Below are 22,978 nucleotides of genomic sequence, written 5' to 3'. Positions count from 1 at the left end.
CGAGGTTTGCCTGATGCGTAACCGCACGCTTCCACTTGCCCTGCTGATCGCCGCATCACTGGCGCCGGTCGCCGGCTGCAGCGACGGCGATAGCGACTCGAGTATCGGCCAGCACCATGACCGGGCGACGGAACAGACCGATTCTGGTTCATCGAACGCATCCCGGCTGCCGGTGAATGATCCGGACTCGACGCGTGGCGATCAGAACAGGCCGGCCCAGGCGCCATCCGATGATCCGCCGGATCAGCAGACGCAGCAGCTGGCCCAGCTGCTGCAACAGGTCCAGGCCATGAGGCAGGCCGCGGACAAGCAAAGCCAGCGCCTGGACGACCAGGCCCAGCGCATCGACCGCCTCGAGGACACGGTCAGCGATCTCAAGACACGGTTGCGCCGGCTGCCCCAGCCGGCGCAGACATCGCCATCCGGCAAAAAGAAAACCCAGCCGTCGAAGACGCCGGACGCCCTATCCCCCCAGGCTCAGAACGACTGTCAGCCGCGCGAGTCGCAAGCCGGCCCGGATGACGGCCAGAGCGCCGGCAGCGGTGACAAGGCCAGCGATGATGATTCGTCGGAACCGGCCGGCACGCTCTCGCCGCCAGCCGATGCGATCGGCGCGTGTCCGAGCCAGCGCGATCGGGCTCATCAGTTCGATGTGTTTTTCCAGGGCGCATCCGACAAGGCGCTCGGCCGGGCCATCGAGGCCGTCAAATCGGCGCAACTCAGCGACTGGTTTGCCCCGCGTGACGGTCAGCGGCTCTATCTCGGGCGCTATGACCGCTGCGCGGTCGCAGCCCGGCGGCGCGACGCGGTCCACCAGGCCACCGATCTGAGCCTGCATATCGCTGCGGCCCAGGCGCGGCATCCGTCGGGCGCACACGCATCCCGGCAGACAGACGACACCGACTACGGCTCGCCAAACAGCACGCGATCATCTCATTCGCCGGTGACAGTGCGTTCGGTCGCGTCGGCGCCGTTCACGCTCATCGGCGTCGAGATCCGCGGCACGCATCGGTTTCTCGGCGTTGCATCCGACCACGCGTCCGACCTGCGCGCCATCACCTGGCTGTCGCCCGGCGATCCGTACGCGGGCTGGCAGCTGCAGGCCCTCCAGACGGATCGCGACCGCGCCATCTTTAGGCAGGGCCCGCACACGATCGCCGTGGCCCTGCCGGATCGAGGTTAGTCATGGAAACACGATCGCTCGCGCTTCGTTGGTTCGGATTGGCGCTGTGCGCCGGCCTCAGCGTGGCATCCGCCGCGCCGGCACCGGCTGCGCATACATCGGCCCACGCCACCCGGCAACAGGACACCCAGGCGCGTGACACGGCCAAACGACACGCCCGGCAGTGGGATCTGTCGGTCAGTGAATGGGGCCGCTACAAGCAACTGCAACAGGGCATCGACGGCTATCGCTCGGACAAGCTGGATCCGATCACGCTGCTCGGCATGCACGCGCGCTCGAAAGTCGAGCGCCAGAAATACGCCCGCAAGCTCGCCCACCTCGAGCACGATCGCGTGCAGCGCGTGCTTAATTTCCAGAAAGCCTACGACCAGGCCTGGCAGAAACTGTATCCGAACACGCAGCGCGTGCATGCCGACGCCATGGCGAAAGCCATGGACGCGGGCCAACGCGACGCCCAGCGGCTTGGCCTGAATCGGGCCACCCGCGCGAGCGTCATCGTGCGGGCTCACGGCTGCGACGCCTGCCGGCGCACAGTCCAGCAGCTGGCGTCCTCGCACACGCCGATGGACATCTACGTCGTCGGTGCCGATTCCGACGACGCGATCCGGACCTGGGCGAAACGTGTCGGCCTGGATCCCGAGCGGGTGCGCGCCGGCGACATCACGCTCAACCACGCACCGAAGCGGGTGGCCGCTCAGATGGCGCACGCCTCGTTGCCCCGCGTGGTTCGTTGAGTATGCGGATGCGGGGGCTCGTCTGGCTTCTTCTGGGCCTCGCGCCGGCCGCAATGGCCGGGTCGCCGCGTGTCCCGGCTGCGTATGTCCATGCGGCCCAGGCGCACGCCGTGCCGCCGGTCATGCTCTATGCCCTGTCGCTGACGGAATCAGCCACGACGCTGTCGTTCGGACGCCGGCCCTGGCCGTGGACGCTGAACGTCGCCGGCACGCCGCATCGTTATACAACGCGTGACGCCGCCTGCAGCGCGCTACATCGCGCGCTGGCCCAAACCCGCGTGGTCGACGTCGGCATCGCGCAGTTGAACGTGCGCTGGCAGCGCCAGCTGTTCGGCAATGGCCGACGTTTCGCCGAACCGTGCGATGCACTGGATCCCTACGCCAACCTCGACGCCGCCGCGGCCGTGCTGGCGCGCTGTCATCACCAACATCCGGACAGCTGGCTCGCCGCCACGGGCTGTTATCACCGTCCGGCGGGCGGCGCGCCGGCCGCGCGTTACCAGCGCGCGGTTCGCCACCAGCTGGCCGCGATCGGCGACGGGGTCATCCCGCCTCCAGAGGATGGCCACAGTGTGGCCACCCGGCATCGACCCGAACACGCGCATCCCGGCGGCCACAGTGTGGCCACCACGCACAACCATCTAAATCACGCCACGCGCGTGACTTGGATCAATCCCACGCACGAGAGACAGGCCCATGCCCTGGATTAGAGCTCTGGCCGCGGGCGCGCTGGCGCTCGGCGGTCTGACCAGCGCCCAGGCCACGTTGACCGTGGTTGCGAGCCACGGCGGCATGCTGGCCCGGCCCTACTACGCCCCGATCGCCGCGGCGGACGTGGATGAGAACGACGCTTACAGCGCACGCGATGAGGCGACGACCCACGGCCCGATCCGCGAGGCCGACATGCTGCCGGTGGCCAGCGATCGCCTGACACCGGGCCATGTCGAGCCCCGCAAGCTGTCCATGCCGGCCAGCATGACGCCGTTTTTCATCATCGGCGCCGGCCCGCTATCGCTTCGATGGCTGAAACAGCGTGGCCAGCGCCTGCATCAACTGCACGCCGTCGGCCTGGTCGTCAACGTGCAATCGGTCGACCAGCTGCAACAGCTGCGCGCGGCCGGCAACGGCCTAGTGATGCGGCCGGTGGCCGGCGACGACATCGCAGCCCGCCTGCATCTGTCGCACTACCCCGTTCTCGTGACCCCGCAAGGAATCCAGCAATGAGTCTTGCGTCCATCACGCTCGACAACCTGTGCGCCATGGTCGTCGCCCGTCACCACGCGTCGGGCGCGACGCCGGGGGCGCGCTAGGCATGGCCTCGACTCATCCCATCGAAACCCTGCTCCGGCCGGCGGTGGAGGTTTACACCGCCCTGGCCTGCGCGGGCTGTGGGGTGGTCTGCCTGGCCGCGCCCTGGATGATCGCGCTAACGCCCAGCGTGGGATACGGTCTGGCCGCCGCGTTCGCCGGATTCGGGCTCTATCGCCTGGGTCAGGCCTGGCAGGTCGTGCGCTATCGACGCGGCATGAAACGCCTGCCGCGCTTCGCGCTGGCATCAAGCCAGATCCCGGTCAGCCAGCGCTATCTCTGGCTGGGGCGGGGTTTTCGCTGGCAGGTTCAGCACACCCGCCGGCTGCACGAGGCTCAGCAACCGGAAGCGCACGCGTTTCTAATGCCCAGCCGCGCCTATCGCGCAGCCCGCGCGCTCGAGGCCCCGTTCGAGCGCTGGCATCTGACCTGGCTGGTCGATGTCCTGCGCGCCGATACGGTTCTCAATCCGGTGCGGCCCCTGCCGCCAGTCGGCGGCGATCCGGCCCTGCACGCGGTCGAACCGGGCGAAACTGACATCTATTTGCCGCTGGCCGAACGCGTGGCGCACACGCTGGTTCAGGGCACCACGCGCGTCGGCAAGACGCGCCTGGCCGAAGTGCTAGTGGCCCAGGACATCCGCCGCCAGGTGGGTGGCGGCGAGGTGGTGATCGTCATCGACCCCAAGGGCGACGCCGACCTGATGAAGCGCATGTACGTCGAGGCCAAGCGCGCCGGTCGGCTCGACGCGTTTCGCGTGTTCCACCTGGGGTATCCCGAGGTCTCGGCGCGCTATAACGCCGTCGGCCGCTTCGGCCGGATCTCCGAAGTTGCCACCCGCCTGTCCGGCCAGCTGTCCGGCGAAGGCAATTCAGCGGCCTTTCGCGAGTTCGCCTGGCGTTTCGTCAACATCGTGGCCCGCGCCCGGCACGCGTTGGGCTACCGGCCGACCTACCAGCAGATTCTGGCTGACGTGGTGGCGATTGACGAGCTCATGATCGAGTACGCCGGCTATTGCCTGCCGCGCCTCGACGACACCGCCTGGGCCCAGATCACGGCGATCGAAAACGGGCTCAACGAGAAGAAGGTGCCCCGGAACATGCAGGGCCGGGCCTATCGCGTGGTCGCCATCGAGTTCTATCTGCAAGGCAACCGGGCCGCCGATCCGGTGCTCGCCGGTCTGCGATCCGCGGTGCGCTACGACAAGACCTACTTCGACAAGATCGTGGCTTCGCTGTTGCCGCTGCTGGAAAAACTGACCACCGGCGCGACCGCCGAGCTCCTGTCACCCAACTACGACGACATCGACGACGACCGCGACATCTTCGACTGGCGCCAGGTCATCCGCCAGAAGGGCATCGTCTATGTGGGTCTGGATGCATTGAGTGATTTCGAGGTCGCCCAGGCCGTGGGCAATTCGATGTTCGCGGATCTGGTCTCGGTGGCCGGCGACATCTACAAGCGCGGCGTCGACGACGGCCTGCCCGGCGCCGATCCCGGTACCAAGCCGGTGATCAATCTGCACTGCGATGAGTTCAACGAGCTCATCGGCGACGAGTTCATCCCGCTCATGAATAAGGGCGGCGGCGCCGGGGTCCAGGTCACCGCCTATACCCAGACCTTGTCCGACATCGAGGCCCGGCTGGGCAATACCGCCAAGGCCCGCCAGGTCATCGGCAACTTCAACAACGTCATCATGCTGCGCGTGCGCGAAGAAATGACGGCCCAGCTGCTGACCCGTCAGTTGCCGGAGGTCATGGTCAGCCAGCGCATGCTCGTGTCGATGGCCGGCGATAACTCAGACGTCGATACCGACACCGATTTTTCCTCGTCGGGCGGCGACCGCGTGACAACCACGCCCAAGCCGATGCTGACGGCCGCCGACATCATCAAGCTGCCGAAAGGCCAAGCGTTCGCCTTGATCGAAGGCGGGCGGCTGTACAAGATCCGTATGCCGCTGCCCAAGGCCGCAGACGCGGCCGAATTGCCGGCCGATCTGACCGACATGGCCGAGCGCATGCGCGAGCGCTATCAGACGGCCGATCACTGGTGGGATGACGTGGCGCCGCCGCCGGTCACGGTCGAACCCACGGCCCAGGCCAGCACGCCCAACAGCTGGGCCGGCGACACGATCCATGACACCGCCGTCAGTGCCGAGCTCGGCGAGGACGACGACTGAGCATGGCCACACAAGCCGAAACCACGCAGACAAAAGCCCGCCGGCCGACGCTGTTCGGCTGGATGCTGTCCCTGCCCTTTCGGATCGTCGCCGTGGTCGTGATCTCGATCCTGACCTCGATCACGATCGAATGGCTCGGCATCTATTTCGGCTGGTGGGATCTACCGGGCGCGCAGCACGCCCAGCACATGTTCAGCCATGAGCTGGGCTGGATCGATACCGAATTCACGCGTTCGCTGCTGGTCTCAAACCCGGCGGCGACCGGACAGAACGTACTGGCCTGGGTCTATCAGACGGTGTTCGTGTCGACTGGCATCACGGGCTGGTTCGATGCGCACGCCGACGGTGACGGGCTCGCTCACACGATCGCGATCTACAGCCAGGCCGGGCTGGCTGTCTGTCTGGTCGTGCTGATCCGCGTGTTCATCCTGGCGCTGACGATCCCGCTGTTCGTCATGGCCGCGTTCGTGGCCATCGTCGATGGCCTAGTCCGCCGCGATCTGCGCCGCTTCGGCGCCGGCCGCGAATCGGCGTTCATCTATCACCACGCCAAACGCATCACCGGCCCGGTGTTCGTTCTCGGCTGGCTGGCCTATCTGTCCCTCCCGTTTTCGATCCATCCGAACCTGTTTCTGGTGCCCTGCGCGGCCGGCTTCGGCGTGTTGGTGTCCGTCACGGTCGGTTCGTTCAAGAAATACCTGTAATCGGGGGTGCGCTATGTCACTCGTCGGCACGCGTAAAAATTCCCACACACCCCTGTCGGAATTTTGCCGCACCGAGCGCGATCGCTTTGTCAGGCTGAGCCCAACGCTTTGGACTCGACCGCCTGTGCAACGCATTGCCCGACACAACCCGCGCCGGACCGCCGCCGTTGCGCTGGCGATCGCCCTGCTGGCGATCGCCGGCCTGGCCCAGACCGCAACCGCGGCTGACCCGCGTGATCCGATCCAGCGCGAGGACATCGCGCTCATCGAAAAACAGCTGCAACGCATCGATTGGGTCATCGACCGGCTCGCCCAGCGTCAGCGCGCTCAGCCCAACCGGCGCGTCATCCTCGATATCGGCCGGCTGCGGGCCGACCTTAACGACGTGCGCAACGGCCTGCGGGCGTATCTATCGCCGCCGCGCATGCTACCGCGTCAATCGACGCCGTTGTCCGGCGCCTATCGCGCCCAGCGGGCCGGGGCCGATCGATGAACCCCGCCACGGCTTTTGCCGCCGGCTCCGGGCTGTCCATCAGCAAGCTCGCCTTTCTGATTTCCGGGGTGGCCTGTGTTGCGGTTCTGTTCTGGGGTGCCTGGGCCCTGCTGTCGCTCTGGCGCGGCTGGGCGCGCACGCGCGTCACCGAAGACACGTTCCTGATCGCGATGGTCCGCATTCTGTTCCTGGTTCTGTTCATCACCTGGATCGTGACGTGATCGATCCCATTCGCCCACGCCCTGCAAGGAGATCGCTATGAAAAACCTGACCCGTTTGTATCCTCGCGCCATGGCGCCCGACAGGCGCCACCGGTGGCTGTCCACCGGCCTGTCCGTACTCGCCGCCCTCCTCTTGATCGGGCTGCCCGTCCTCGGCTGGGCCGACGGACTACCCGACGTCGGTGATCCTGGCAGCGGCGGCGGCATTTTGGACGACACACAGCAAATGGCCGGCAGTGCCGCGGTTCTCGTCGGCCTGCTGCTGGCGGCTGCCGCCATGTATTACGTTGTCGGTGCCGCGATCAGTCAATACAACGAGGCCACGATGGGCCGCGGCAACTGGGGTGGCTTCGCCATGGCGCTGGTCGTCGGTATTGCCATGATCATTCTGATCGTCTGGTTGCTCGACAAGGCCTCCAGCATCCTGGGTAGTTAAACCGGTGGCCGATCGAAACACCATCGAGTTCGTCCCGAACCGGCTGAACATGGCCCCGATTGTCTTTCGCGGCATGACGGGCCGCGAGGTCATGCTGGTCGGCACGCTCAGTGCCGCCATCGGCATTGGACCCGGTCTGATCGGATGGTTGGTCTGGGGCTATTTCGCGATGGTGCCGACGGCCATGGCGGTCACGGCCGGAAGCGTTGTCTGGTGGGGCGGCCTGATCATGCGCCGCTTGCGCCGAGGCCGGCCCGAATCCTGGCTCTATCGCCGCATCCAGTGGCTGTTGGCGCACTACCGCCTGGCCAACAAGGCCGACTTGATCGTCGACACGGCGCGCTTTGAAGCGCGTCGCCGCCGGCTGCACGACACCGGAGAGCCGTCGTGAGTCAATTCCGCCACGGCAATGCGGCGCGCGATGCCCATATCATGACACTGCGCATCATGATCGGCGTGTTGGTCCTAAACCTCCTGGTGGCCATGGGCGGCTGGTATCAGGCACGCCAGGATCTCACGATCCATAACCCGCCGGATCTGCGTAGCGGCAGCACCCGCGCCTGGTGGAAAGTCCCGCCGTCGACGGTCTATTCGTTCGGTCTGTACATCTGGCAGCAGATCAACCACTGGCCCAAGGACGGGCAGACTGATTACAAAGCCAATCTCGAGCGCTACAGCGCTTACCTGACGCCGTCCTGCCGACATCAGCTGAACGCCAACTATGAGCGCCGCATCGGCCGGCATGAATTGAGCGATCGGGTTCGCACGCTGTCCGAGATCCCCGGTCACGGCTATCAGCCGAGTGATGTCACCGTACTCGACCGCGATCACTGGGTCGTCGCGCTGACCGCCCAGATCAACGAATACGTGCACGGCATGTCGGTGCGGAACCTTGCGATCCAGTATTACCTGCAAATCGAGCGCGCCGACGTGGATCCCGAATCCAATCCGTTCGGCCTGCAGCTGGATTGCTTTGCCAGGCCAGCACAGCGTTTGAGTCTGACCGATCAGACCGACTCATCCAATACACACAGCGCGAGCCCCGCCGAGGCCGGCCTGGAGGACGATCAATGACCATCATGACGCACGCGTCACGATCAGTCCGGCATGCCCTTGTTGGCGCGGCGGCGCTGCTGACGCTGGTCGCGATCAGCGCCCAGGCGACCGACGTTCGCCACTGGAAGCGCGAGCCGATCGACGTCGCGCTACCGGTCGGCACCGAGCGCATCATCGTATTCGGCACCGACGTTCGCGTGGGTCTGCCGAACCCGATTGCCGATCCCGACGTTCTGCGGGTTCAATCGACGGGCGGCGCGGTGTATTTGAAGGCCAACAAACCCTTCGATGCCCAGCGCGTGCAAGTACAGGACATGCAAACCGGCCGGATCATGCTGCTGGATCTGTCCGGGGTGGCACACGGCTCGCACGAGTCGATCCGGATCGAAAACGATGCCGGCTCGAACGACAACAGCGCGTCGTCATCGCGTCATGCCCCCGGTACGCCGGCCGATCGCCGACCGATTCCGCCCGAGGCGTTCGCGCAGGGCACGGGCCATCGCGGCGGTCCGCCACTCCCGGTCCAGCTGGTCCGACACGCCGCGCAGGCGCTGTATGCGCCTCAGCGCGTCGTGCATCACAGCCCCGGTATCCATCGCATTGCGATCCACACGCACAGCATTTCGGGCCTCATGCCGGCCTATCCGGTCCGTGCCAGGGCGCTGGCGGCCTGGCGGGCGGCGCCCTACACCGTGACGGCAATCCAGATCACCAACCGGGATCCCAATCGGCGTTTTGCCTTGGACCCGCGCAATCTCGCTGGCGATTTCTACGCCGCGAGCTTCATGCAGCCCACTGTCGGTCCGGCGGGTCGGTTGTCCGACACCACGACGCTGTTCGCCGTCACGAAAAACGGCGGTCTGTCCCATGCGCTCCGGCCACCGGCGGGCGCGCTGACAGCGGAGGCCGACGATGCAGATTAAGTCCAATGCGCTGCTCAAGGTCGGCGTGCCGCTCTTGATTGCCGGCGTCATCGTGTTCGTACTGCGCAGCTGCCATAACAGTCAGAACGGTGCCGGTCACGGCACGGCCGGTCAGAACAACACGCCGCGCCAGCTGACCGACAGCGAGCGCAAGGCGTTGGGCGTCGAAGCGGATAACCCGAACGACACGGTCTCGACCCTGGTCGCCAAGATGCAGCACATGCAGTCTCAGCTGAAAGCCTCACAGGAACAGTCCGAAAAACTGCGCGAACAGAATCAGCAGCTGGCCGAACAGAAGCGCCACGTCGAAGGTCAGATCGAGCATGCCCTGTCACAACAGAACGATCAGGCCCAGGAACAGCGCCAGTCGCTGATTGACTCGGTGCAACAAAAGATCGCCAATCTACGCGTCACGCTCGACAGCGAGACGTCTGGCGATCAATCGCAAAATAACCCGGATATGCCGGTCGGTCTGGGCCTGAACGGTGAAACGCCTGAGTCAGCGACTGGCAGCACGACCTGGGTCAACCCGCTCGAAGCCCGGTCTGCCGGCGGCAACGGCGACAACGAACCAAGCACGCCCGGCGGCGGCGCATTCAAGACGGCGTTCGATTCCGGCAAGCAGGCCGTCGCGAATGCTCGTAACAGCGCCGATCAGGCCCTGCCGGGCGATGATCGAACCGCCCACCCGGGCACGCCGGTCTATACCGTGCCGAAGTCTTCAACATTGATGGGCTCGGTCGCCATGACCGCCCTGCTCGGCCGCGTCCCGATCAACGGCACCGTCACCGATCCCTATCCGTTCAAGGTGATTATCGGCGGCAAGAATCTGACCGCCAACGGCAACGAGCTGCCCGAGATCAAAAAGGCGATCGTATCCGGCACGGCGACCGGCGACTGGACGCTGTCGTGCGTGAGAGGGAAGGTCAAGTCGATCACGTTTGTGTTTCAGGATGGCCGGATCCGCACGGTGCCGGAATCCGCCCGCCCCGGCGAAGGCAACGATAACGACGACAACGAGATCGGCTATCTATCCAATCCCGCCGGCGTGCCCTGCGTGGCCGGTACGCGCAAGACCAATGCGCGCAGCTTCATCCTGACGAGTTTGCTGTTGTCGGCCGGCGCCGCAGCGGGCAACGCCTACGCCGGGGGCGAGACCGAGACCAGCGTCAGCGGTCTGGGCACGGCCACCGGCGTGACCGGCGATGTGGGCAAATATATCGCAGGCTCCGCCGCCTCGAGCGGATTGAACGAGGTCCGCCAATGGATCCAGCAGCGCTTCGGGCAGACCTTCGATGCGGTCTATGTCCCGCCGGGTCATCCGGTCGCGGTCAATATCGACAAGGAAATCCCGATCGACTACGAACACAACGGACGAAAGGTGCGCTATGCGCATGACACGCGTGCGAACGGCCTCGATTAGGGCGCTCGCCCTGGGCGTGGCCATGGCGGCACTCCAGGCGACGTCGGGCTGTGCGACATCCCAGGAAGAAATGTTGCCGACTAACGGTACGACCATGGCCGACATCTGGGCGGGGCAAACCCACGGCAACGCGGACTCGGATGAGGACGACGACAGCGATCGCGATCACACAACGGATCTGGACCGGGCTCGCGCGGCGTTGCGCCGGCCGCTGGCCGGCGGTGACGTCGGTGCGGCCCATGCCGCGTACACGCGCACCGCGGCCAACGAGATCCACAGTCAGTTCCAGCGTCTGCCCAACCCGGATCTGACGCTCTATATCTTTCCGCATCAGTCGGGCGGAGCCGGCGAGCAGGTGCCCGTGCCGGGTTACTCGACCGTATTCCCGCTTTATAACCGCCCGCACTACGGCGAGCCGGGCGAGCGGGTCGAGTATCAGGCCACCGGCGACCATCAGTCGGCATCACGCTGAAACAGACGATCACAAGGACACGATGATGAAGCCCAACGTATTCCACCAGTTATTGACGGGTGCCAAACGATCCAGCGATCGGGACGAATCGGCCGATCCCGTCGATCCGGCTGACCCACCGCCGGGTCAGCACGGCCAAGCCCGCGGCCGGCCACCGACCTATCGCGAAATCGCGGCCACTTACAGGCCAGGGCCGTCGTTCACGCGATATCTGCCGTTCGTGGAGTATCTGCCGCAATCCGGCTGTTTTCTGCTCGAGGACAGCCGGTCTGTGGGCATTGCGGCCGAGGTCTGGCCGGTCCCGACCGAGGGTCGCTCTCAGGAGACGCTGGGCGCGGTGCGCGATCAAATCGAGGGCGCGTTTCAGGACGCCTTGCCCAAATATGATCGCCATCCGTGGATCGTGCAGATCTTTGCGCGTGACGAAGTCGATCCCCGCCATGACATCGAGACGCTGCACGATCATGCCGCGGCTGGCCTGACCGACGATGCGTTTACTCAGGCCTGGCTCAAGGGCATGGCGCGGCATTTGCGCACGATCGCCCAACCCGGCGGGATTTTTCACGACGACCGGGTCACGAACACGCGCTGGCGCGGTCAGACACGCCGGGTACGCTTGCTGCTGTACCGCTGGCTGACCGCGACCGAAGGCTTGACCGCCGAGGATGAAATCAATCGGGTCTATGACCGGCTGACCGCGGCCTTGTCCGGCTCCGGGCTGGTCATCGAGCGCATGAACGGTGAAGCCTTCCACCACTGGCTGCTGCCCTGGTTCAATCCGGCGCCGGCCACGGATCGGCACGAACCGGGCGCGTTTTACGAGCGCATGGCCTATCCCGGAGACGACGCGATCGAGGATCTGGCCCACTACGATCTCGGCGAAGACGTCATCCACAACAACCCGGTCGGCGACGTCGAGCGCGGCCTCTGGTATTTCGACAACCGGCCGCATCGGGTCATCCCGGTCGAGCAGCTGCGTCAGTGTCCGGATGTCGGTCACATCACCGGCGAGCTCGCCCGTTCCAACGGGCAGGTCTACAACGCGATCATGGACCGGTTGCCCGAAGATACGATCATGGCGCTGACGATCGTGGCCACGCCCCAGGAGCCGCTGGAAGACCACATCAATCTGCTCAGCAAGAAAGCCGTGGGCGACAGCGTCAACGCCGAGAGCGTTCGACGAGACTGCAAGCGCGCCCGCGAAATGCTGGCCGATCAGCACGAGATGTTTCAGTTCTCGTTGAGTTTTTTCGTGCGGGGCGACGCCGACGCGGATCTGCGTCAGCGCACGTTGGCCCTGACCACGCAACTACAGCAGGCCAAGCTCAAGCCCGTGGCCGCCGAGGACGAGATCGCGCCGCTGAATACGTATCTGCGCTGGCTACCGTTTGCCTACGATCCGCAGCAGGACAAGCGCGGCTGGTACACCCAGCTGGGCTATGTCCAGCATCTGGCCAATCTCGCGCCGTTTTTCGGCCGGTCACGCGGCACCGGCCGGCCGGGTCTGTCGTTTTTCAATCGCGGCGGCGCGACGTTCAGTTTCGATCCGCTGTCGCTGGCCGATCGCGAGAAGAACGGCCACATGCTGGTATTCGGGCCGACCGGGGCCGGCAAGTCGGCCACGCTCAACGCGATCTTTTCCCAGGTCATGGCCCTACGCCGGCCGCGGCTGTTCATCCTTGAGGTCGGCAACAGCTTTGGCCTGCTGGCCGATGACTTCGCCCGACACGGTCTGTCGGTCAACAAGGTGCGCCTGGCGCCGGGTGCGGCCCCGCCGCTGCCGCTGTTCGCCGACGCCCACCGTCTGCTCGACGATACGGCAACCCATCGACGGGATTCGGCCGATCGCGAGGATGCCCGCCGCGCCGACGAGCCAGTCGTCATCGACGAGGACGACGACGCCGACAAAGAAGAACGCGATCTGCTCGGCGAGATGGAAATCACGGCCCGCTTGATGATCACCGGCGGCGATGCCAAGGAAGAAGCGGATTTTCGTCGGGCCGATCGCCGCCTGGTTCGCGATGCGATCTATCGCGCTGCGCGAACCACCAACGACGCCGGCCGGCCGTGTTTAACCGAGGACGTGCGTCACGCACTCTACGAACTATCGCAGGATCCGGCGCACCCCGAGGCCCGGCAGGCCAAGGCCCACGACATGGCCGAGGCCATGGGGCTGTTTTGTGACGGTTTCGACGGCCAGGTGTTCAACGCGCCCGGTAAAGCCTGGCCCGAGTGCGACGTGACGGTGGTCGATCTGGCCCACTATGCACGGGACGGCTATGAAGCCCAGCTGGCGCTGTCGGTGATCAGCCTGACCAACATCATTATCGGCATCGCCGAACGCGACCAGTATTCCGGCCGACCGATCATCCAGGCCATCGACGAGTGTCACATCGTCACCGTCAATCCGTTGCTGTCGCCCTATCTGGTCAAGACCGGGAAGATGGGCCGCAAGCTATCGTACTGGATCTGGTTAGCGACCCAGAATCTTGAGGATTTTCCCGACGCCGCCGCGCGCTTGCTCAACATGATCGAGTGGTACGTCTGTCTGGTCACGCCCGCCGATGAAATCGAGCAGCTGGCCCGCTTCAAGACCCTCTCGGACGATCAGAAGGCCTTGATCCGCTCGGCGACCAAGGTCAACGGCAAGTACACCGAAGGCGTGGTGTTGGCCGACCGGCTCGAGGCGTTGTTCCGCGTCGTGCCGCCCAGCCGCTATCTCGCCCTGGCCGGCACGGAGGGCGAAGAAAAAGCCGAGCGCCGCCGGGTGATGATCGAACGCGGCTGCTCGGAGCTCGACGCGGCGCTGCATATCGCCGATGCCATGGACGAAGCCCGTGGTATCCGCGCACAAGCCAACCCATGACACAGGAAGACAACATGGGCCTGGAACGGATCAACGCGTCGCAAGCAAGCGCGCCGTTCAAACCGATTGAAGGCCGACGCGGCATCAAGTTTCGTCAGCAGCAGCCCTCCAGTGCGCTGATTCAAATCAAGCACGACGGCCATGATCACGTCATCTTCGACCTGCGCGGGGACGAGCTCGGCCATGACGGCGCAACGACGACACGTCAGGCCCTGCTGTTGTCATTCGATAGCCAGGAAACCGCGCAGCTGGCCAGCATCCTGACGTATTGCGTCGAACAACACCTACGTGATGCGGCGGAAGTGCCGTTTCACAGCGTCGTGACGACGCCGGAACGCGCGGGATTCGGGGCGAACTGGCTGCTCGAGGAACAGGACACCGCCATCGAGCGGCTGGACCGCCGTCGATGGCGTAGCCACGTCCTGGGTCTGATGCAGCGCTGTCTCGAAATCTGCGGAAACGAGGCCTTCATTCGGAAAATCACCCTAAATCTTGCCCTGTGGGCCAGCGAGCCTGGCGATGGATTCGCTGTGAGCAAGGCCGAGGTCGCGCTGGTTCAGATGGATAGGGTGCCCGACTCGACCGGGGAGTGAGCCCATGCGTCGGATCATATCGACACTGATGGGATGCGCCCTGCTGGCCGCGGCCGGGTCAGCCGCGGCCCAGGTCGAGGTGTTCACCGTGGCCGGGGCCCCGGTCACGCATGTGCCGGACGGCGTGGACGTCATCGAGATCGACAAGCCAGCCCGGCTGGACAAGCAGTTGTCCGAGGGCCTGCCCCGTGACAAGGCCGCGGCGGCGAAAGCCGTACAGAAGCGCCTGTCAGGCTTCAAGCAAGCCTATGGCAGCGCCTACGACGGCCTGCTCCGCGCCTGGCGGCTCGGCGTCGAGCGCGTGCCGGCTGTGGTTGTCGATGGCCAGTACGTCGTCTATGGCCAGCCCGACGTCAAAGCCGCCGTGGCCGAGATCCGCAACGCCCAGGAGGACGGCTCATGAATACGAAACGCACACCGCTTGTCCTGTGCGCGGCGTTTGCGCTGTTGATCAGCGCCAGCGTCATGCCGCGGCCGGCCGAGGCCACCAATACCGGCGAGATCGTGGCCTCGGCCGCGTCGTGGGATTGCCTGGATTATCAGATCAAGGGCGTGTGTGTCTGGCTGACCTGCACGCCGTTTGGCTGCTATACGCAGACCAGCGTGAAGGTCAAGCACGACATGCCGGATCTGGTCGTGTCCGTCTACCAACGCACCGGCGACAATCCCTGGTCGGTGATTTCCCCACTGGCGCCGCCGAACGTCACCGCGCAATACGGCGGCAATGGGCGCGAACGTCGTTACGGGCGCGATCATCAACAGGTGCGTTTCAAAAACGCGGACGCGGTGGGTCATCCAGCCGCGGCCGGTTTCGACCTGCTATCGAGCGTCGGCTATACCTGTGACGCCGGCGCGACGCCAATGCAGCCCTATTACCTGTCGGTGTTCGATTCGTTGGCCTGGCGGCAAGGCGTGCCCGAGTCCGCTTATCCCGAGGCGTTGATACCAGGCCAGCGCGAAGTCGGTGTGCTCGGCAACATCTGGGGTCATGTCTATCCCCGGTCGGGCTTTGTCAGCCAGGCCAACGATTACAAGGCCGCGGCGGTGATTGCCCAGCGCGTGGCCGATTTCGTCACGCGAACCGGTCAGCCGCACGTCTATACCCCGCTGGATCCAAAGAAACGCGAAGGTTACTGGCCACCGGATCCCGTCAAGGAGGGCGATGAGTCGAGCGGCAAGTGGCAGCGCCTGCAGCCCAACATGAGCGATTCCTGCACCGTCTTTCCCGATCGCGGCGTGCTCGCCAGCTTTGCCGACGTCACCGCTGACGACGGCGACTACGTCTGGGCCTTGTGGCGTCCCTACCAATGCTGCAAGCGCCGCGGTGAAGTCCTGATCTTTTCGAGCTAGCGAGAAAACGATGAACAACGACACGTCTTTCGGTCGGCGCACGGCTTTGATCGCGATACTGATTGGCGGGATCGTCTTGATGGCCGGGTGCGGGCTCCGATGTCGGGCCGACGGTCGACAGGGTGCGTCTGGATCTGCAGGACCGGATGGACACGCGGTTCCACGGCGTAATTCGGCTTCTGGATTTTGAGATCACCCAACGCAAGGCGCTTAGCGAGGATCGCGTGCAATTTCACGTCAGTACGACCTATGGGCTCGATAAAGATCGCCTCGAAGCCCTGCAGAAGAAAGAACACGCCCGTGGGCGGCTGTTTGGCACCGACATGAGCTATGGCGTGACCCAAAAAGCCCGCCGTCTGTCCGGACGCCATGATCAAGTGACCGTGCTTTATAAGCGCACTGGGCTAGACATCTGGCAACTCGCCGGACCTCAGCCAGGCTATCAATAGAGGTGTCGCCATGTCATTCATGACGCGTATTCCGATCACCGGTCTGCTGCTCGGCGCTCTGTGTCTCACCCTGCCCCTAACCGCCTGGTCGGCCGCCGGCGACGATCTGTACTACCAGATCGGTGGCGGGGGCCCGGTGAGCGCGTCGGCCGGCCGTGGCTATCAGCCGGGTCAGCTCGGTCTGGGCATTAGCTGGGACGAGGGCTCGGCTTGCAGCGGGCTCAATCCCCAGGCGACCGTTGCCAATCAGCTGAACGGCGTGACCCGCGGCTTCCAGAACATGATGGGCTCGGTCGTGCAAAGCGCCACGGCCGCGGTCGCCGCCCTGCCGGCGATGATCATTCAGCGGGCTGCGCCGGGTCTTTACGACCTGCTGTCGAACGGGGTGCTGCAAGGCCGGCTGGACTTCAACAAAGCCAAAACGTCATGCAAGGCGATCGCGGGTCGCGCGGCCGACGAAATTACAGGCGGCTGGCAGCGGCAAGCCGAGGCCGAGAATTGGCGGGCCACAGCGGCGGAAAACGAGGATGCCGTCGCGGCCCAGCAATCGGTCGAAGCCACCGGCGGCAACAAGGGCGTGATCTGGGTTGGCGGCGAGAAGCGGGGTGGCACCGCGCAAGAACCGATCAATGTGACCCACGATACGGCCGTGGCCGGCTACAACATCCTCCACGGTCGCACGGATCCCACCAGCACGCAGCCGGTTTCCGGAGGCGGCCAGGGCTGGGGCTCTGTGCCGACACCCGGCGGTTCGTGGCCCGGCGGCGACGGGTCCGGGTCGAGCCCCGATATCGGGGAGACGGGTAGCGGCTGTAACGGCGGCATGTGCACGGTCTGGGGTTCACCCCAAGAGGCTTCGCAATGGATCACCGACGTCATCGGTGAGAAACAGATCCAGACTTGCAGCGGCTGCGAGAAAGTGCAGTCGAAATCCGGTACGGGTCTGATGCGCGCCCTGGAAGATCAGCAGAACGAGATCCAGAAGAATCTGACGGCCATGGTCAACGGCAGCCAGCCGATCACGGATGCCAATCTCCGCGCAGTCTCGGCCGGCGCGACGCTGGCGGTATCGCGCGGTGTGATCAAGTCGCTGCGGCATGATCCCCAGGGCGGTCTGCTGACCCACCGCCTGGCCTCCGAGATGGCGTTGGCGCGCACGCTCACGCAGGCCCTCTGGGCACGCCGGATCCTGTTGGCCGGCGCCGACGAGCCCGGCATCGCCAACAACGATGAAGGTCAGGACGCCATCAACAACGAATTGACGCATCTCGATCGCGGTATCGAGGCATTGCGCACCGAGATCGATGTGCGTCGGTCCCTGGCCCACAACGCCGCCACGATGGCCTTGACCCGTAACCGGGCCAGCGCCCATCGCGGCGAACCGGCCAACACGGGGCCAGGCGATCGCGAGATCGACACTCGGGGCGCAATCGATGGCAATAACGAATAAAGCCCGCCGGCTCGGCGCCTGGGGGATCTTTCTTGTCGCCTGGGCCGCGGTCCTCGTGGTGGCGTTCGCCATCGCCGCGATCGGCCTATCGATGGCCGGCGGCGCGGTCGAGTTCCGTGATTGGGGGGCCCGGATCGTCCCCTACGCCCTGATCTGGCGGGTTGGCGTCTATGTCGTTATCGGCACGCTGTATATCAAGCGATGGCGCCCGCGCTTGCGCGCGTTGCAGCAACGCCAGAGCGATGGCGGTGAAGCGGCGCGCCAAAGACTCGTCCGTGTCGAGTGGATGTTGCTGGCCGTGATCGTCGTGACCGAGGGGGCGAATCTGCCCGATCTCGTCAACTGGATAACGGCGAGCTAGCGGAGAAGCGGCATGAGCGCGGATCTGACCGTATTCGATTTTTTCGAGAACGTCGTGCTGATGCTCGGCTGGATCGTGAGCAACGCGATCTGGGACGTGCTCAATACGACCATGCTCGCCGCCATTCCTTTTGCTGCGCTTATCGCGCGCGAGTGGTACAACGCGCGCCGTGAAGGTGAGGACGAGGGCAACAAGGGTTTGCTCTCGCTCAACCGGATCGAGACAACGCTGTATGCGATGCTCCTGGTGTACATATTCGCCGCCGTGCCGCTGCTGAGCGTACAGTTCGCGCCGGCGAATTTCGACCAACAGTATTATCAAAAGTGTGGCGTGAAAACGGCAACCGGCGGGACATCCACCGGTGCCGGCGCTGCCCTGGGCGGCAAGACCGCCGATATGCCGCTGTGGTGGGCGCTTGTTCATGCGATCTCGAACGGCGTCACCAACGCAGCGCTTGGTGCGCTGCCCTGCAATACCGACTATCAGTATCTACGCACCGAGCTTGACCACACCGCGATCCAGGATCCGACGCTGCGTAGCGAGGTCGCCCGATTCCAACGTTGGTGTTATGGCCGGTCCCGGACCCAACTGTTCTATGCGTCCGAGAGTTTGGACGCGGACGTGGCCAAAGATACCGACTGGATTGGTTCGCACTATTTTCTCAACACCCCCGGCTACTACGACAGCTTCCAGTCTCACCGGCTGGTCCAGGGCTTTGCCTACAACGCCTCGCGGGACTCCGGCTACGGTACCCATCCCTCGCAAGGCGGCTATCCCACCTGCAAACAGTGGTGGTCTGCTGCCGGGAACGGGCTCAGAACCCGTCTGCACGATCAGATCGATACCAGCCTCTGGCAGAACATTCATGCCGCGTTCACATCGTCGACGGCTGACGACTATGCCATCCGTGCCCTGCTTAACACACATGGCGGGATGGCGAACGGCAATTCGGGCAGCGACGTTGTGTCCGGTTCCGGTGGCGGTAACGGTCTCAACAGCACGATCGGTACCGCGGCCGGTGCGCTGGGCGCCGGGCTGAGCTGGCTACCGGCGGAGGGTATGAAGGATGTGGCGGCACGGGCGATGCCCATGGTCCAGTATCTGCTGATGATGGCGATCGTCATCGCCATTCCGGTCGTGATCGTGATTTCCGGCTACAGCATGAAGGTCATTGGTATCCTGACCTTTGGCTACTTCGGGATGGCCTCATTGACGTTCTGGTTCGCCCTGTCGCGCTGGCTGAACAATAACCTAGTGGACCTTCTCTACCAGAGCGATGCGGCCAAGCTCGGCTTCATGGCCGGATTGAGCAATGCCTACGATATTTCGATTCTGACCCTAGTGCAGGCAGCCATGGTGGTGGTGTTGCCCACGGCGTGGCTCGCAATGTTGGGATGGGCTGGTGCTGGAGCCGGTAGTGTTTTGGGGAACGCAGTCAGAGGTGGTTCAGACGAAGCTGGTAAAGCAGGCAAGCAAGGTGGAGCGAAAGCTCAAAACACTGCCTCGGGCGGGAAACTCTAGACCCAATGCTTATTCAGTTTCATTATCAATGCGGACGCCTTGCACATACCAGCCGAAACCTTGCCAGCCGTTTCGCCAGCCATCTTCGTCACCTTCGTCCAGAATAGTGTCAGGAATCCCATTTTTGAGCATCAAACCCAAAAGCGTTACGACGGCCATGGTGATGAGAACGGCGTGCCAGTGCATGACGGCCAGGCCGAGCACCATCGCGACGAGCGCGCTGGCGATGCCGATCGTGGCCCATTGGCCGAAACCGTGCCGATGAATGGTGTACGCGATCATCGGCACGGCCGTTAGCGCGGCGCCGGTGGCCAGGAACGCGCTCAGGCTATCGAAGGCCCCGATCAGGCCAGCGCCTTCGGCGCGCGGATCCAGTAACGCGGTGACAACGCTCAATAGGATCCAGGCGACGAGGCCGAGTGCGCCGACACCAAGCCAGCGCGCCAACGCTCGAAGCGGCCTCGGGCGCGGCTGTACGTTGGGCGTGTGAGTAGTCATGATGATTCCCGTTTATACTTATCCACAAACATAACGCTGGTTAGGTGTGTCAGCAAATGCCACCCGATCATCCGGGTTGTCCTGCTTCACGGCGTAGAACAAGCAGTCGTGTCACCAGCCGCCACCGTAAAGAACGCCGGTATGTCTCGCTTGTTGGGTGATGCGGCCTGGTCGGGCGTTGACACGGCAAGTTGATTCCTGGCGAATGGCCATGTCTGTTGACACTCGCAATGAGCCGTGTCTAGTCTGAAGCTGAATACCCCACTGCCAGGTTTGAATGGCAGCCCTTGAAGCCTCACGCGGATCGTGCGACGAGGCGCCCTGCGGGGTTCGATCCACGCTTAAAACAGCAGCTGTCCGCCTTGGACAGCCCCTTCCGCCCACGCCGGGGAACATCCTTCCCCGAGCGGGTCGTGGTGTTTCCTGTTTTCACAGGAGAAACACCGTGTCAGTTCTGACACATGCCAACCGGCAAGCGATCCTGAACCGGGTCTATGCCTGTTTTATCATCAAAGAAGAGCCGTTAACCCGATCCGCTCGGTCAGTCGTCAGCCTTTTCGATTGGGCTGGCTGCCTGCGCAGCGACCGGGTTTATCGTCCGGCCGATCGCTATAAGTTGGACACACCCTTCGTCGACAAGCTGCAAGCAGCGCCGGGATTGGCCTCGGCTTTGTTTGGCCTGGACGATGACGACGAACTCGACAACGACGATTTCGCCTTTCTCATCGACCTGGAGTCCGAACACCGGTCGGCGGTCGCCACTGCGTGGCAGCACTTCGATGTCAAACGCGAACTGGATCCCGCGTCGTACCGTCACGATTTGAGCCAAAGGCTGGATCGTTTCGCGTCCAATGAAGGGCTTGATCGGCCGGCATCGGCACTCTTGGCCTCGTAAACCGTAGCGGAACGCTACTTTCTTCCCATCGGGGGATTCATCATCCCCCTGGCGGGCTGGTGTTCCTCATTTTTCAGGAGACACACCATGTCCGAATCGAACACGCTCGATCGTCAGTCAATCGTCAATCGTGTTCATCATCATTTCATTGTTCAGCGCTTGCCAGCCGGACGGCTGAGCGGCGCCAGCTGCATCTATCACGGCTACGACGAGCGCAATCGTCTGGTCTCGTGTGCGATCGGCATTTTCGACAGCGACGGGCGGCTCGGTAGTGAACCAGAGTGCAATCTGTCCGTTCCTGATCTATTCGATCAGGAGCCCGGTGCGCTTTGTGATGTCTTCGGGCATTCCGAGCTCACTATTCCTGATATTGGCTTTCTAGCCGATGTTCAGGACGAGCACGACATGGCCGTGAAGAACGCGGCGCTGTCGGATCAGAGCTTCGATTCCTACTTCATCGAGGAGCTGGCCCACCGACTTGATCGGTTCGCCAGGGAACAAGGCCTCGATTCGCCGTGTACGTCGAGCGATCTCGGCGCGGTCTAAATTCATCCGGACTTGCTAACGCAAGATCCGTCTTCCCGCTGCGGGGCATATCACCCCGCAGGGCGTGGTGTGCCCTTTTTCAAGGAGTATCACCATGCTTTTAGCGCTATCCGACGATGATGCAATGATCGTTCGCCAGGCGAGCGAAATCATGAAGCGCCACCTGGTCTCAGATCGAACCGTCCTGAGCAGCCCGATGGAGACTCGGGAGTATCTGCAGCTGCAGATCGCACACCTCGAGCGCGAGGTCTTTGGCGTGATCTTCGTCAATAACCGCAATCGGATTATCGACGATCGGATCATGTTTCGCGGGACGATCGACGGCGCTGCCGTTTATCCGCGCGAGATCGCCAAGGAGGCTTTGCGGCTCAATGCGTCCGGTCTGGTGCTTTATCACAATCATCCGAGCGGTGTATCCGAGCCGTCCCGGGCCGATCGCGACATCACGGAGCGGATCACCCAGGCGGTCGGATTGTTCGATATGCGCGTTCTGGATCATCTGATCGTGGCAAGCGATCACGCGACCTCGATGGCCGAACGCGGTCTCATTTGACGTTCACGACCAGGCCTCGCCCTGGTCTTTCCTTTCCACCCCATCGGGCATGCCGCCCCAATGGGGTGGCGTGTGCCCGATTCATTCGGAGTACACCATGCAGACACAAGCACAGATCTATCGCTCTGTTCGTCATCAGCATCCGGCCCTGCCGGCGCTATCAGCCTGGCAGCACGCCGGTCAGAAGCTGGAAGTCGATCGCTGGATTACTCGTGTCGGCTTCGCGTGGAACGACTCGATCGAGCCACGCTATGCGCGGTGGTGCGAGTCCGGCTTTGACGTTGAAGCTCGTCTCGAGGCCGATGAACACGGCTGGGATCTGGTCGGCGTCGATACGATCGGCGAATTTCAAAATCGTTGGGTACCCGGCGCGATCGCGCACGATCGATTCAACCATCGTGTGCTCGACCGGTTCGTGCCGGCCAATGCCAGCTATGCCCAGGCCCATCCGGCATACGGCCAGGCTCAGTACCAACGGGCCTGCGCCTATGGCCGCGATTGGGCGTATCGGGTTTTGACGGTCAAGGCCATCCGAGCCGATGTCGAACTCGGCGTGGCCGTGCTCGGCGGTATCGAATCCGATAGCGACGAGGATTTCGTGACCGGGTCGGTATTCGACCTCACGGCCGAGGCGATCCAGACGGCTGGCCTTAAACTCCGCGAGCTCTGTGGCGAATGCTGACGAGCTCGTTCGCTGCCGGTTTTACCTGAGCCCGGCTTTCATCCATCGGGGATCCACCATCCCCGAGGGCTTGGTGTTTCCC

Annotated in this window: 27 protein-coding genes; 26 read left to right on the top strand and 1 reads right to left on the bottom strand. The window is 64.0% G+C overall.

What is annotated here, in order from left to right; translation table 11 throughout:
- The first annotated feature begins 13 nt into the window (after positions 1-13).
- The 22 genes from C41B8_RS19730 (at position 14) to C41B8_RS13785 (ending at position 19,722) form a co-directional block, all read left to right on the top strand.
- Complete coding sequence (locus C41B8_RS19730; RefSeq protein ID WP_051883540.1) at positions 14-1,183, top strand: hypothetical protein; 1,170 nt, start codon at positions 14-16, stop codon at positions 1,181-1,183.
- 2 nt (positions 1,184-1,185) lie between these two features.
- Positions 1,186-1,917 carry a TIGR03759 family integrating conjugative element protein gene (locus tag C41B8_RS13885; protein ID WP_051883539.1) on the top strand — a complete coding sequence of 244 codons (732 nt, stop codon included), beginning with the start codon at positions 1,186-1,188 and terminating at the stop codon, positions 1,915-1,917.
- Between the two features lie 53 nt (positions 1,918-1,970).
- Positions 1,971-2,627, top strand: a complete 657-nt coding sequence (locus C41B8_RS13880; protein ID WP_198025211.1) for a transglycosylase SLT domain-containing protein — start codon at positions 1,971-1,973, stop codon at positions 2,625-2,627.
- A complete protein-coding gene (locus C41B8_RS13875; protein WP_037339340.1) occupies positions 2,614-3,141 on the top strand; it encodes an integrating conjugative element protein in 528 nt (175 codons plus the stop codon). Before C41B8_RS13880 ends, C41B8_RS13875 begins: the two co-directional genes overlap by 14 nt.
- Before the next feature lie 88 nt (positions 3,142-3,229).
- Positions 3,230-5,404: a type IV conjugative transfer system coupling protein TraD gene (gene traD / locus C41B8_RS13870; RefSeq protein WP_037339338.1), complete on the top strand. Its 2,175-nt coding sequence runs from the start codon at positions 3,230-3,232 to the stop codon at positions 5,402-5,404.
- A 2-nt stretch (positions 5,405-5,406) separates the two neighbouring features.
- Positions 5,407-6,108, top strand: coding sequence for a TIGR03747 family integrating conjugative element membrane protein (locus C41B8_RS13865; protein ID WP_037339335.1), 702 nt, complete (start codon positions 5,407-5,409; stop codon positions 6,106-6,108).
- Between the two features lie 124 nt (positions 6,109-6,232).
- Complete coding sequence (locus C41B8_RS13860) at positions 6,233-6,601, top strand: integrative conjugative element protein, RAQPRD family (protein WP_051883537.1); 369 nt, start codon at positions 6,233-6,235, stop codon at positions 6,599-6,601.
- Positions 6,598-6,822 carry a TIGR03758 family integrating conjugative element protein gene (locus C41B8_RS13855; RefSeq protein ID WP_037339333.1) on the top strand — a complete coding sequence of 75 codons (225 nt, stop codon included), beginning with the start codon at positions 6,598-6,600 and terminating at the stop codon, positions 6,820-6,822. The genes C41B8_RS13860 and C41B8_RS13855 overlap by 4 nt, the downstream gene beginning before the upstream one ends.
- 37 nt (positions 6,823-6,859) lie before the next feature.
- A complete protein-coding gene (locus tag C41B8_RS13850) occupies positions 6,860-7,258 on the top strand; it encodes a TIGR03745 family integrating conjugative element membrane protein (RefSeq protein WP_051883536.1) in 399 nt (132 codons plus the stop codon).
- 4 nt (positions 7,259-7,262) lie between these two features.
- Positions 7,263-7,649, top strand: coding sequence for a TIGR03750 family conjugal transfer protein (locus C41B8_RS13845; protein ID WP_037339331.1), 387 nt, complete (start codon positions 7,263-7,265; stop codon positions 7,647-7,649).
- Complete coding sequence (locus C41B8_RS13840) at positions 7,646-8,332, top strand: PFL_4703 family integrating conjugative element protein (RefSeq protein WP_051883535.1); 687 nt, start codon at positions 7,646-7,648, stop codon at positions 8,330-8,332. Before C41B8_RS13845 ends, C41B8_RS13840 begins: the two co-directional genes overlap by 4 nt.
- Positions 8,329-9,237, top strand: coding sequence for a TIGR03749 family integrating conjugative element protein (locus tag C41B8_RS13835; protein WP_198025210.1), 909 nt, complete (start codon positions 8,329-8,331; stop codon positions 9,235-9,237). The genes C41B8_RS13840 and C41B8_RS13835 overlap by 4 nt, the downstream gene beginning before the upstream one ends.
- Positions 9,227-10,660, top strand: coding sequence for a TIGR03752 family integrating conjugative element protein (locus C41B8_RS13830; protein WP_037339329.1), 1,434 nt, complete (start codon positions 9,227-9,229; stop codon positions 10,658-10,660). The genes C41B8_RS13835 and C41B8_RS13830 overlap by 11 nt, the downstream gene beginning before the upstream one ends.
- Positions 10,632-11,132 (top strand): TIGR03751 family conjugal transfer lipoprotein, encoded by a 501-nt coding sequence (locus C41B8_RS13825; RefSeq protein ID WP_084189007.1) that lies wholly within the window; start codon positions 10,632-10,634, stop codon positions 11,130-11,132. Before C41B8_RS13830 ends, C41B8_RS13825 begins: the two co-directional genes overlap by 29 nt.
- A gap of 25 nt (positions 11,133-11,157) precedes the next feature.
- Positions 11,158-13,998 carry a conjugative transfer ATPase gene (locus C41B8_RS13820; protein WP_232226080.1) on the top strand — a complete coding sequence of 947 codons (2,841 nt, stop codon included), beginning with the start codon at positions 11,158-11,160 and terminating at the stop codon, positions 13,996-13,998.
- Between the two features lie 14 nt (positions 13,999-14,012).
- On the top strand, positions 14,013-14,591 hold the full coding sequence (locus C41B8_RS13815) for a hypothetical protein (protein WP_156962542.1): 579 nt from the start codon (positions 14,013-14,015) through the stop codon (positions 14,589-14,591).
- Positions 14,592-14,595: 4 nt separating this feature from the next.
- Positions 14,596-14,994, top strand: coding sequence for a TIGR03757 family integrating conjugative element protein (locus C41B8_RS13810; RefSeq protein WP_037339324.1), 399 nt, complete (start codon positions 14,596-14,598; stop codon positions 14,992-14,994).
- A complete protein-coding gene (locus C41B8_RS13805) occupies positions 14,991-15,941 on the top strand; it encodes a TIGR03756 family integrating conjugative element protein (protein ID WP_037339321.1) in 951 nt (316 codons plus the stop codon). Before C41B8_RS13810 ends, C41B8_RS13805 begins: the two co-directional genes overlap by 4 nt.
- Positions 15,942-16,063: 122 nt before the next feature.
- Complete coding sequence (locus C41B8_RS13800) at positions 16,064-16,390, top strand: hypothetical protein (protein ID WP_037339318.1); 327 nt, start codon at positions 16,064-16,066, stop codon at positions 16,388-16,390.
- Between the two features lie 10 nt (positions 16,391-16,400).
- Positions 16,401-17,840 carry a hypothetical protein gene (locus C41B8_RS13795; protein ID WP_156962541.1) on the top strand — a complete coding sequence of 480 codons (1,440 nt, stop codon included), beginning with the start codon at positions 16,401-16,403 and terminating at the stop codon, positions 17,838-17,840.
- On the top strand, positions 17,824-18,201 hold the full coding sequence (locus C41B8_RS13790; protein WP_037339315.1) for a hypothetical protein: 378 nt from the start codon (positions 17,824-17,826) through the stop codon (positions 18,199-18,201). The genes C41B8_RS13795 and C41B8_RS13790 overlap by 17 nt, the downstream gene beginning before the upstream one ends.
- Before the next feature lie 12 nt (positions 18,202-18,213).
- Positions 18,214-19,722 carry a conjugal transfer protein TraG N-terminal domain-containing protein gene (locus C41B8_RS13785; RefSeq protein WP_037339312.1) on the top strand — a complete coding sequence of 503 codons (1,509 nt, stop codon included), beginning with the start codon at positions 18,214-18,216 and terminating at the stop codon, positions 19,720-19,722.
- Between the two features lie 9 nt (positions 19,723-19,731).
- Here C41B8_RS13785 and C41B8_RS13780 read toward each other — a convergent pair whose 3' ends face one another.
- Positions 19,732-20,169, bottom strand: a complete 438-nt coding sequence (locus C41B8_RS13780; RefSeq protein WP_037339309.1) for a DUF3742 family protein — start codon at positions 20,167-20,169, stop codon at positions 19,732-19,734.
- A 496-nt stretch (positions 20,170-20,665) separates the two neighbouring features.
- Between C41B8_RS13780 and C41B8_RS13775 the strand changes: the two genes are divergently transcribed.
- The 4 genes from C41B8_RS13775 to C41B8_RS13760 all read left to right on the top strand — a co-directional run bounded on the left by C41B8_RS13775 (position 20,666) and on the right by C41B8_RS13760 (position 22,896).
- Positions 20,666-21,115: a hypothetical protein gene (locus C41B8_RS13775; protein ID WP_037339308.1), complete on the top strand. Its 450-nt coding sequence runs from the start codon at positions 20,666-20,668 to the stop codon at positions 21,113-21,115.
- An 87-nt stretch (positions 21,116-21,202) separates the two neighbouring features.
- Positions 21,203-21,661, top strand: a complete 459-nt coding sequence (locus C41B8_RS13770; RefSeq protein ID WP_037339306.1) for a hypothetical protein — start codon at positions 21,203-21,205, stop codon at positions 21,659-21,661.
- A 94-nt stretch (positions 21,662-21,755) separates the two neighbouring features.
- On the top strand, positions 21,756-22,214 hold the full coding sequence (locus C41B8_RS13765) for a JAB domain-containing protein (protein ID WP_051883532.1): 459 nt from the start codon (positions 21,756-21,758) through the stop codon (positions 22,212-22,214).
- Between the two features lie 97 nt (positions 22,215-22,311).
- Complete coding sequence (locus C41B8_RS13760) at positions 22,312-22,896, top strand: hypothetical protein (RefSeq protein WP_037339304.1); 585 nt, start codon at positions 22,312-22,314, stop codon at positions 22,894-22,896.
- Positions 22,897-22,978 lie beyond the last annotated feature (82 nt).

Source organism: Salinisphaera hydrothermalis C41B8 (assembly GCF_000732535.1).
Lineage (GTDB): Bacteria > Pseudomonadota > Gammaproteobacteria > Nevskiales > Salinisphaeraceae > Salinisphaera > Salinisphaera hydrothermalis.
Note: the sequence above shows the minus strand (reverse complement) of the source record. Positions and strands in the feature narration are given on the sequence as shown.